Origin of the sequence: Erythrobacter sp. (assembly GCF_011765465.1) — a bacterium.
In the GTDB taxonomy this organism is placed as follows: Bacteria; Pseudomonadota; Alphaproteobacteria; order Sphingomonadales; family Sphingomonadaceae; genus Erythrobacter.
The window spans coordinates 266,405-276,642 of the sequence record NZ_CP050265.1 but is presented as its reverse complement, the minus strand read 5'-3'; the positions used below and the strand labels follow the sequence as shown (position 1 = coordinate 276,642).

The window sequence follows — 10,238 nt, the reverse complement described above, 5'->3', positions numbered from 1 at the left end:
GCGCGCGCTATTTCCTCAGGCGCGGCATCCGGTAGGGCAGCATGAACTGCACGATGGGCGATGCGAAACGCCTCATGTCGAGGCTTTCCTGCACCGCCACGACTTCCTCACCGTCGAGATGCGAGGACAGCTCGGACCGGGCATAGAAAGGCGTGTCCTCCCATGTGCGCCGCACCCTTGCGACCGAGATTTCGGAGCGCGCGCTGCGTTCCACCCGCCACTTGCTGCGCTCGAGGCGGGCGATGGGGGGCAATTCGGCATCCTCGGCCACGCCCTCCCGGTCGAAGCGGATCGCGCTCGCGAAGAGCGAGCCGTCGCGCCGCTCGCCCTCGTAGCACACCAGCGCCCCGCGCTTCGTATGCGCGCGCGACCAGTGCCAGACACGAAAGCCGTCCTCGAGCGGTTCGGACCCGCGGTTGTGGTCGAAATAGCCCTTGCCGGTCCACGACAGGCCGGGGCGTTCCATCTCGACCTCGATCCGCGCGCGCGGGGCGAGGCAATGCCAGATGTGCCGCTCGTCATGGTCGAGCGCGAAGCTTGTCGGGTTGAGCGCCTCGGGATGGACCTTCACCACGCCGCGCACCGGGCGATGCACCGGATTGAACAGGCGCGTGTCGCGTTCCTCGATATGGATGTGGAGCGCATCTCCCGTCCATTCGACCCGGCTCGGCCCGATGACGAGGCTCGACGCCTCGCGCGTGACGCTGCCGCGCGGCCGCTCGGTCATCACCCAGCGCGCCTCCGGCCCGTAAAGCGCGACGTTGAGCGAGCAGTGGTTCAGCGGGTCGCCGCGCCCGCTGCGCTTGTAATAGGGGGAGAAGACGCTGCCGATGAAGGCGATGATGGTCAGGGCGTGCTGCCCGTCGTCGCTGATCGCATCGACGTACCACCAGGTGTAGCCGCCGGGAGGAACCTCCGCGTCGAAGCGAGGTCCGATGCGATCGTCCTTGCCGCCAGCAGTCCGGACAAGGCGGCCATGGGCACGCCGGCCGCCGGGTGCGTCGCCCCGCCCGCGCAGTAGAGCCCCTTCAGCCGCGTCCTCGGCCCCTGCCTCTGGAAGGAGGCCGCCCAGCCGTGCGACGCCCTGCCATAAAGGGCTCCACCGGTTTGCGGGAACAGCCGCTCCCAGCTCGCGGGTGTCGCGAGTTCGTGGGGCATAGGGTCCTCGAGTTCGAGGCCGCAGCGCGCGAGCGTCGCCCTCATCTGCCGTGTGCATTGCTCTCTCTCCTCGGGTGGATAGGGGTGCGTGTCGCCATTGGCGGGCGCGTTGACGATGATCTGGATGCGCTCGCGGCTGCCATCGTAATCCTCGCCCGTGTCGTTCGCGCCGCGATCCTGGGCGCACAGATAGACGGTCGGCTCGCTCGGCGGCCTGCCTGCGCGAATTTCCTCGAATTCGCGTGCGTAATCGCGCGAAAAGAAGACGTTGTGATGGGTGAGGTCGAAGCCGGAGGTCTTCGCATGGGCGAACCACACCAGCGCCGAAAGCGAACGCTTGGCGGTCGGCATGGACGGGACGGCGCGCGCGGCATCGGGCCCGAAGCGCCCTTCCGCGAGCGCGGCGGGATCGCCGTTGCAGATCACCACGTCGGCCGGGAGCATCTCCCCGCTCGCCAGCCGCACCCCGTTCGCCCGGCCATTCGATGCGAGAATATGCGTCACCCCCTCGCCCGTGCGGATGCGCGCGCCCTTGCGCTCGGCGAGGGCGCCGATCGCCTGTGCGAGCGCTGCTATGCCGCCCTCGATCAGCCACACGCCGCGCGCCTCGGTATGGGCGATCAGCATCAGCGTGGCGGGCGAGCGGAACGGGTCCGAGCCGCAATAGGTCGCATAGCGCCCGTAAAGCTGCTGCAGGCGCGGGTCCTCGAAATGCTCGCCCAGCGCCTTCCACAGGTTGTCGAAGGGCCGCATGGCGAGCATGTCGCCAATGTTGAACAGGCCGATGCGCCACATCATCGGCAGCGGCGTCGAAGCGCTGTCACCGCGCAGGAAAGGTTCGTCGAGAACCTCGTAGATGCGCCGCGCCTCCTTGCGGAAGGAGCGGAAGCCCGCCGCCGCCTTCGCTCCGGCGAAATCGCCGATCGCCTCCTCGCTCCGCAGCGGGTCGGCGAACAGGTCGAGATGGCCGGTATCGTCCCATGCGTGACGGGCGATGATCCCGGCTTGGCGGGCGCTGATGAAATCGTCGAGCCGCGCGCCGCAGGCGTGGAACAGGCCCTCGAAGACGTCGCGCATGGTGAAGACGGTCGGCCCGGCGGCGACCTTCGCGCCGTCGACCTCGACATGGCGCGCCTTCCCGCCGATCCAGTACTCCTTCTCGACAAGCGTGACCTCGTGGCCGCGCGCGGCGAGCATGGCGGCGCTGGTCAGCCCGCCGATCCCTGCCCCGATGATGACGATGCGCGCGCTCACCCGTCCTCCCCGAATGTCGTTGCCCGGATGACAGTATTGACCTTGTCACAGCATCTGTCCAATTGTTTGGACATATGACACCTCAATTCCCGATTTCCTGATGGCGAACACGCCGTTCAAGGTCCGCTGGACCGCCCGGCGCAACGCCGTCTTCGCGAATCCGAGGTTCCAGTACTGGGCGGCACGGCTGCCCTTCATCCGGCGAATCGCCCGCGACCGCGCCGGGACGATGTTCGATCTCGTGGTCGGCTTTTCCTATTCGCAGATCCTGCGTGCTGTGGTCGAAAGCGGCCTGCTCGACGTATTGAAGGAAGGCCCGCTGGGCGCGGAGGCGATCGCCGCGCGGGTCGGGCTGTCCAAAGAGGCAGGGCTTTGCCTGCTGCGCGCTGCGCGCGCGCTCGACCTCGCCGAAGAAGTGGTCGAAGACGGCTGGATGCTCGGCCAGCAGGGCGCGGTGCTGCAGGCGGATCAGGGCACGCAGGCGATGATTCGCCACCACCGCCTGCTCTACCGCGATCTCGAATCGCCGCTCGACCTGCTGCGCGCCGACCGTGCCGAGGCCACCGAGCTGTCGCGCTTCTGGTCCTATGCCGGAGCGCTCCATGGCGCGGCCGAGGCAGGAACCGAGACGAGCGAATATTCCCAGCTCATGGCGACCTCGCAGCAATTCGTCGCCGACCAGGTGCTCGCCGCGTTCCGCTTCCCCGCGCGCGGGCGGCTGCTCGACGTGGGCGGCGGACACGGCGCGTTTTTGCGCCATGTCGGCTCGGCCTATCCGGGGCTCGAACTCGGCCTGTTCGACCTGCCGGAAGTTGTGGAAAACGCGCAGGAACCGCTCGCGGCGGAGTTCGGGGCGGAGCGGCTGTCCTTCCATCCGGGCAACTTCTTCCGCGACACGATTCCCGCCGGATACGACCTCGTCTCGCTGGTGCGCATCCTGCACGATCACGACGACGGCCCGGCGCTCGACCTGCTGCGCAGCATCCGCCGCGCGCTCGATCCCGGCAAGCGCCTGATGATCGCCGAGCCCATGGCCCGCGTGCCCGGCGCGGAGGCGATGGGAGAGGCGTTTTTCGGGCTCTACCTGTGGGCGATGGGGTCGGGCCGGGCGCGCTCGGCCGAGGAGATCCGCGCCATGCTCGCCGAGGCCGGATTTTCGCATTCGAAAACCGTTCCCACCCCCCAGCCGGTGATCGCCAGCATCGTTGTCGCGACTGCCTGATTGGCGTTGTCCAAAAAATTTGACAGTCCTACACGTAAGGCTTAACAGACAGTGCGGAGCAGGTGGTTCTCGACCCAATCGAGTCGGCCCCATGCCGCTCTCAAGTCGAGGCAAGCAGGAGCGAGCCGGATGGACACATTGGCAGTCATTCTCGAAGGGCCCGAGCGTCTGGCGCTCCGCTCGCTTGAGCTGACGCCGATGCAGCCCGGCGACGTGATGGTCGAAATCGCCTGGAGCGGCGTTTCCACCGGCACCGAAAAGCTGCTTTGGACCGGCGCCATGCCGCCCTTCCCCGGAATGGGTTACCCGCTCGTCCCCGGATACGAATCGGTCGGCCGGATCATCGATGCGGGCGAAGAGGCCAAGGGCCGGATCGGCGACTGGGTCTTCGTGCCCGGCGCGAACTGCTATTCCGGTGCGCGCGGATTGTTCGGCGGCACGGCGAGCCAGGTCATCGTTCCCTCGGCGCGCGTCCTGCCGGTTCCCGAACATCTCGGCGAGGCGGGCGTGCTCTGCGCGCTCACCGCGACCGCGCTGCACGCGATCAACGGCGGCGACCTGCCCGATCTCATCATCGGCCACGGCGTGCTCGGTCGGCTGCTCGCGCGGCTCACGCTGGCGCTCGGCGGCGAGGCCCCGACGGTCTGGGAAACCAACCCCGATCGCTGCCACGGTGCGGCCGGCTACGAAGCGGTCCATCCCGAGGCCGACGAGCGCAAGGACTACCGCGCGATCTACGACGCGAGCGGCGATTCGAACATCGTCGACACGCTGGTCGGCCGGATGGCCAAGGGCGGGGAAATCGTCCTTGCCGGTTTCTATTCGGACCGTGTCAGCTTCGCCTTTCCCGCCGCCTTCATGAAGGAGGCGCGGCTTCGCATCGCCGCCGAATGGCAGGCGGACGACATCACCCAGACGCACGACCTCATCGAAACGGGTCGTCTCGACCTTGCCGGACTGGTCACCAATCGCCGTCCGGCCCGGGATGCTACGGAAGCCTATCCGCAGGCTTTCAGCGATCCCGGTTGCCTGAAAATGGTTCTGGACTGGAGGGATTGCCGATGACCATGCTCGAATCACAGGATGCCGCGCTTCGTGAAGAGGCGTCGCAGGAACCGGACCCGGTCCACACCGGCGAGGTGACCAAGGAAACGCAGATCATCGCGATCTACGGCAAGGGCGGCTCGGGCAAGAGCTTCGCGCTCGCCAACCTCTCCTACATGATGGCCCAGCAGGGCAAGCGCGTGCTGCTGATCGGCTGCGACCCGAAGTCGGACACCACCAGCCTGCTGTTCGGCGGCAAGGCGACGCCCTCGATCATCGAGACATCTTCCAAGAAGAAGCTCGCGGGCGAGGAAATCTCCATCGAGGACGTGTGCTTCCAGCGCGACGGCGTCTTCGCGATGGAGCTCGGCGGACCCGAAGTCGGCCGCGGCTGCGGCGGTCGCGGGATCATCCACGGCTTCGAAACCCTTGAAAAACTGGGCTTCCACGACTGGGGCTTCGACTACGTCCTGCTCGACTTCCTCGGCGACGTGGTGTGCGGCGGCTTCGGCCTGCCGATCGCGCGCGACATGTGCCAGAAGGTCATCGTGGTCGGCTCGAACGACCTGCAGTCGCTCTACGTGGCGAACAACGTCTGCCACGCGGTCGAATATTTCCGCAAGATGGGCGGCAATGTCGGCGTCGCCGGCATGATCGTGAACAAGGACGACGGCACGGGCGAGGCGCAGGCTTTCGCCGAAGCGGTCGGCATCCCGGTGCTCACCGCGATCCCCGCGCACGAGGACATTCGCCGGAAATCCGCGAATTACCAGATCATCGGGTATCCCGGCGGCGAATGGGGCAACCTGTTCGAGGAACTCGCGACCAATGTCGCGGAGGCTCCGCCGGTGCGCCCCGCCCCGCTCGACCAGGACGGCCTGCTCGGCCTGTTCAGCCCGGAAGACACCGGCGGCAATGTCGAACTGATCCCTGCGACTCAGGCCGATATGCGCGGCGGCGTGTTCGAAGAAAAGCCCTCCCTCGAAGTGATCTACGACGAGGTGTAAGACGATGAGCGACTTCAACCCCACCCCCGAGACCCGCGGCGACGAGGAGCGTGCTCCCGACCGCATCGACCTCGACACCGCGCCGGAATCGCCGGTGGCCGAAGGAAGCGGCTGCCACGGCGGCAAGGAGCGGATGCTCGAAGCGGCGAAGGCCGCGGGCAAAAGCGACATTCTCGACCAATACGCCAAGGATTACCCGGTCGATCCCAATGCGGGCCCGCACGACCAGCCGCAGTCCATGTGCCCGGCCTTCGGCTCCTTGCGCGTCGGCCTCAGGATGCGGCGCACCGCGACCGTCCTCTCGGGTTCGGCCTGCTGCGTCTACGGCCTGACCTTCACCTCGCATTTCTACGGTGCGCGGCGCACGGTGGGCTATGTCCCGTTCAATTCCGAAACGCTCGTCACCGGCAAGCTGTTCGAGGACATCAAGGAAGCGGTCGAGGATCTCGCCGATCCGGAGAAATACGACGCCATCGTGGTGACGAACCTTTGCGTTCCGACCGCATCGGGCGTGCCGCTGCGGCTCCTTAAAAAGCAGATCAACGGCGTGCGCATCATCGGCATCGACGTGCCCGGCTTCGGCGTGCCGACCCATGCCGAGGCGAAGGACATCCTCGCCGGCGCGATGCTCAAATACGCCCGCGAGGAGGCCGAGCAAGGCCCCGTCGCCGCCCCGCGCGAGCGCACGGACAAGCCGACCGTCACCCTGCTGGGCGAAATGTTCCCGGCAGATCCGGTGGTGATCGGCCAGATGCTCGAACCGCTCGGCCTTGCCGCCGGGCCGGTCGTCCCGACCCGCGAATGGCGCGAGCTCTATTCGGCGCTCGACGGGTCGGTCGTCGCCGCGATCCACCCCTTCTACACCGCCGCGATCCGCGAATTCGAAGCTGCGGGCCGCCCGATCATCGGCTCTGCCCCCGTCGGCGCGGACGGCACCGCCGCCTGGCTCGAATCGATCGGCGAGGTCATGGGCCTGCCGCGCGAGAAGGTCGATGGCGTGAAGAACGCCATGATCGGCGCGGTCAAGGGCGCGCTGGCCGGCTCCCAGATCAAGGGCCGGATCACCGTTTCGGGCTATGAAGGCTCCGAACTGCTGGTGGCCCGCCTGCTCGTCGAAAGCGGCGCGGAAGTGCCCTATGTCGGCAGCGCCTGCCCCCGGACCAAGTGGTCGGACCCCGACCGCGAATGGCTCGAGGCGCGCGGTTGCCGGGTGAACTATCGCGCCAGCCTCGAACAGGACATCGCCGCGATCGAGGAATTCCGCCCGGATCTCGCCATCGGCACGACCCCGGTCGTCCAGCACGCGAAGACCAAGGCGATCCCCTCGCTCTACTTCACCAACCTCATCTCGGCCCGGCCGCTGATGGGGCCGGCGGGTGCGGGCAGCCTCGCCACGGTCATCAACGGCGCGCTTCACAACAAGGAGCGCTTCGACACGATGCGCGACTTCTTCGAAGGTGTCGGTAGCGAACACGCTGCTGGCGTCTGGGAAGACACGCCCGTGGATCGTCCGAAATTCCGCAAGAAATACGCGGCCCTCAACGAGGCGGCGCGCAAGGCATCGGAGGCGATCGGCACATGACACTCGTTCTCGACCATGACCGCGCCGGCGGATACTGGGGCGCGACCTATGTCTTCACGGCGGTGAAGGGCCTGCAGGTCATCATCGACGGCCCCGTCGGCTGCGAAAACCTGCCGGTGACGTCGGTGCTGCATTACACCGACGCCCTGCCCCCGCATGAACTGCCCATCGTCGTCACGGGCCTTGCCGAGGAAGAGCTCGGCAAGACCGGGACCGAAGGCGCCATGAAGCGGGCCTGGGAAACGCTCGACCCGGAACTGCCCGCGGTCGTCGTGACCGGCTCGATCGCCGAGATGATCGGCGGCGGCGTCACGCCCGAAGGCACCAACATCAAGCGCTTCCTGCCGCGCACCATCGACGAGGACCAATGGCAGAGCGCCGACCGCGCGCTGACCTGGCTTTGGACCGAATTCGGCCCCAAGAAAGTCCCGGCGAAGAAGCCGCGCAAGGAAGGCCAAAAGCCCGTCGTCAACATCATCGGACCGTCCTACGGGATGTTCAATATGCCGTCCGACCTCGCCGAAATCCGGCGGCTGGTCGAAGGGATCGGCGCCGAAGTCGGCATGGTCTTTCCCTTGGGCAGCCACCTCGCCGACATCCGCCAGCTCGGCACGGCGGATGCGAACATCTGTATGTATCGCGAGTTCGGCCGGAACCTGTGCGAGACGCTGGAAATCCCGTATTTCCAGGCTCCGATCGGGCTTTCCTCGACAACCAAGTTCCTGCGCGCACTGGGTGAGGCGCTGGACCTCGACCCCGAACCCTTCATCGAGCGCGAGAAGCACACCACGATCAAGCCGCTGTGGGATCTGTGGCGCTCGGTCACGCAGGATTTCTTCGCCACGGCCAATTTCGGGATCGTCGCGAACGAAACCTATGCCCGCGGCATCCGCCACTTCCTCGAGGACGACATGGGCCTGCCCTGCACCATGGCGGTGTCGCGCTGCGCCGGGGTCAAGCCCAAGAACGAGGATGTGCGCGAGCAGATCGCGGCGAACCCGCCGCTCGTGATGTTCGGCAGCTACAACGAACGCATGTACATGGCCGAGTGCGGGGCGCGGGGGATGTTCATCCCGGCAAGCTTCCCGGGCGCGGCGATCCGCCGCCACACGGGCACGCCCTTCATGGGCTATGCGGGGGCGACCTATCTCGTCCAGGAGGTGTGCAACGCGCTGTTCGATGCGTTGTTCTACATCCTCCCGCTCGGCACCGATCTCGACAAGGTCGATGCGACGCCGGCGAAGAACGAGCCCGAATTGACCTGGGACAAGGACGCCAAGGCCGAACTCGATAGGCTCGTCGAAGAACAGCCGGTCCTGATCCGCATTTCCGCCGCCAAGCGCCTGCGCGACGCGGCCGAGCGGACCGCCCGCCGCAAGGGCGAGCTGGTGGTGACCATCGATTGCCTCGCCGAGGCGCGCCTGCAGGGGGAGAATGCGTGACGCACGCAGCCGCCTCGACCCTGCAACAGGCCAGAGCGCCGGCGCAACAGAATGCCCGCAAGCGGGCGACCAAATCCACGTGGGGGATCACGCGGGGATGCCGACGGGGGCCTTCGGGCTCCCACTCAAACCCAACTGAACGGAGACATACCAATGACTGATCCGAACCCCGGCGGTGAGCGGGTGGGAACCTACCTCACGCCCGAAGAAGCCCAGGAAATCCACAAGGGCTTCATGTCGACCTTCACCCTCTATGTCGTCATCGCGCTCGTCGCGCATGCGCTGATGTGGGCCTACAAGCCCTGGTTCGGCGGCGGCTTCGGCCTCTGATCGACTGGCTGACCGGCCTCGCGCCGGAAAGACAGGCAATCAAGAGACCATACTGAAAGGAATATTCTCATGTGGAGAATCTGGTTCTACTTCGACATCCGTCGGGCTCTGGTGGGCCTGCACGTCGTTCTCGCCGTGCTCGCTTTCACCATTCACTTCATCCTGCTCAGCACGGATCGCTACAACTGGCTTGAGAACAAGCCGGGCGCCCCGGCGCCTGCCCAGGCTGCCATCGAGCTGTCGGAAGCCCCGACCGCGAGCTGACGCAAGCCGAAATGTGAGGGGGCAGGTTCGCCTGCCTGCCTCCTGACACTTCTGACGAAACCTTCAAAACCCGTCGTCCAGGCGGGAAGGATGGACCTATGGCGCTCCTTAGTTTCGAGCGGAAATACCGCGTGCGCGGCGGCACCTTGATCGGCGGCGACCTATTCGATTTCTGGGTCGGGCCGTTTTATGTCGGCTTCTTTGGGGTGACGACGGCAATCAGCGCGCTGCTGGGCACCGCGCTCATCTTCGCCGCTGCCATTGAAGGGCCGACCCTCAACCCCTGGCTGATCGACATCCAGCCGCCGGCGATCGAAGCCGGGCTTTCCCTCGCCCCTCTGAGCGAGGGCGGATACTGGCAGATCATCACGGCCTGCGCAGTCGTCGCCTTCTATTCATGGGTGTTCCGCCAGGCCGAGATCTCGCGCAAGCTGGGCATGGGCTACCACGTTCCGGTCGCCTTCAGCTTCGCCGTCTTCGCCTATGTGACTCTCAACGTGATCCGTCCGCTGTGGATGGGCGCATGGGGCCACGGCTTTCCCTACGGCATCTGGAGCCACCTCGATTGGGTCTCCAACACCGGGTATATGTACGTGAACTTCCACTACAACCCGGTCCATATGCTGGCGATCACCTTCTTCTTCACCAACTGCCTCGCGCTCGCGCTGCATGGCGGCCTCGTGCTTTCGGCGGTCAATCCGTCTAACGGGACGAACGTGAAGACGCCGGAATACGAAGACACCTATTTCCGTGACTTCATCGGCTATTCCGTGGGCACGCTGGGCATCCACCGCGTGGGGCTCTTCCTCGCTCTTAACGCGGGGTTCTGGAGCGCCGTGTGCATCGTCATTTCAGGCACCCTTTATGTCGGCAGCTGGCCGGAGTTCTGGGAGTTCTGGAAGAAAATCCCGATCTGGTCGTGAGGAGCACCTGAA

General features: G+C 66.2%; 10 protein-coding genes. 8 read left to right on the top strand and 2 right to left on the bottom strand.

Features of this window, described 5'->3' with window-relative positions:
- Nucleotides 1-7 precede the first annotated feature (7 nt).
- Complete coding sequence (locus G9473_RS01205; RefSeq protein WP_291135188.1) at nt 8-727, bottom strand: hydroxyneurosporene dehydrogenase; 720 nt, start codon at nt 725-727, stop codon at nt 8-10.
- Between the two features lie 119 nt (nt 728-846).
- Entirely contained in the window at nt 847-2,412 is a 1,566-nt protein-coding gene (gene crtD / locus G9473_RS01200; RefSeq protein WP_291135186.1) for a 1-hydroxycarotenoid 3,4-desaturase CrtD, read from the bottom strand.
- A 100-nt stretch (nt 2,413-2,512) separates the two neighbouring features.
- Here crtD and G9473_RS01195 point away from each other — a divergent pair, with 100 nt between their 5' ends.
- The 8 genes from G9473_RS01195 to pufL all read left to right on the top strand — a co-directional run bounded on the left by G9473_RS01195 (nt 2,513) and on the right by pufL (nt 10,226).
- The gene (locus tag G9473_RS01195) at nt 2,513-3,634 is read left to right on the top strand and encodes a methyltransferase (RefSeq protein WP_291135184.1); all 1,122 of its coding nucleotides are present in this window, start codon (nt 2,513-2,515) and stop codon (nt 3,632-3,634) included.
- A 129-nt stretch (nt 3,635-3,763) separates the two neighbouring features.
- Nucleotides 3,764-4,699, top strand: coding sequence for a chlorophyll synthesis pathway protein BchC (gene bchC, locus G9473_RS01190; RefSeq protein WP_291135183.1), 936 nt, complete (start codon nt 3,764-3,766; stop codon nt 4,697-4,699).
- Nucleotides 4,696-5,685 carry a chlorophyllide a reductase iron protein subunit X gene (locus G9473_RS01185; RefSeq protein WP_291135181.1) on the top strand — a complete coding sequence of 330 codons (990 nt, stop codon included), beginning with the start codon at nt 4,696-4,698 and terminating at the stop codon, nt 5,683-5,685. The genes bchC and G9473_RS01185 overlap by 4 nt, the downstream gene beginning before the upstream one ends.
- Nucleotides 5,686-5,689: 4 nt before the next feature.
- Nucleotides 5,690-7,267, top strand: coding sequence for a chlorophyllide a reductase subunit Y (gene bchY / locus G9473_RS01180; RefSeq protein ID WP_291135179.1), 1,578 nt, complete (start codon nt 5,690-5,692; stop codon nt 7,265-7,267).
- Nucleotides 7,264-8,709: a chlorophyllide a reductase subunit Z gene (bchZ, locus tag G9473_RS01175; protein ID WP_291135177.1), complete on the top strand. Its 1,446-nt coding sequence runs from the start codon at nt 7,264-7,266 to the stop codon at nt 8,707-8,709. The genes bchY and bchZ overlap by 4 nt, the downstream gene beginning before the upstream one ends.
- A 153-nt stretch (nt 8,710-8,862) precedes the next feature.
- Complete coding sequence (gene pufB / locus G9473_RS01170; RefSeq protein ID WP_291135175.1) at nt 8,863-9,039, top strand: light-harvesting antenna LH1, beta subunit; 177 nt, start codon at nt 8,863-8,865, stop codon at nt 9,037-9,039.
- 69 nt (nt 9,040-9,108) lie between these two features.
- A complete protein-coding gene (gene pufA, locus G9473_RS01165; protein WP_291135173.1) occupies nt 9,109-9,303 on the top strand; it encodes a light-harvesting antenna LH1, alpha subunit in 195 nt (64 codons plus the stop codon).
- Nucleotides 9,304-9,401: 98 nt separating this feature from the next.
- Nucleotides 9,402-10,226: a photosynthetic reaction center subunit L gene (gene pufL, locus G9473_RS01160; RefSeq protein WP_291135171.1), complete on the top strand. Its 825-nt coding sequence runs from the start codon at nt 9,402-9,404 to the stop codon at nt 10,224-10,226.
- The last annotated feature ends 12 nt before the right edge of the window (nt 10,227-10,238 follow it).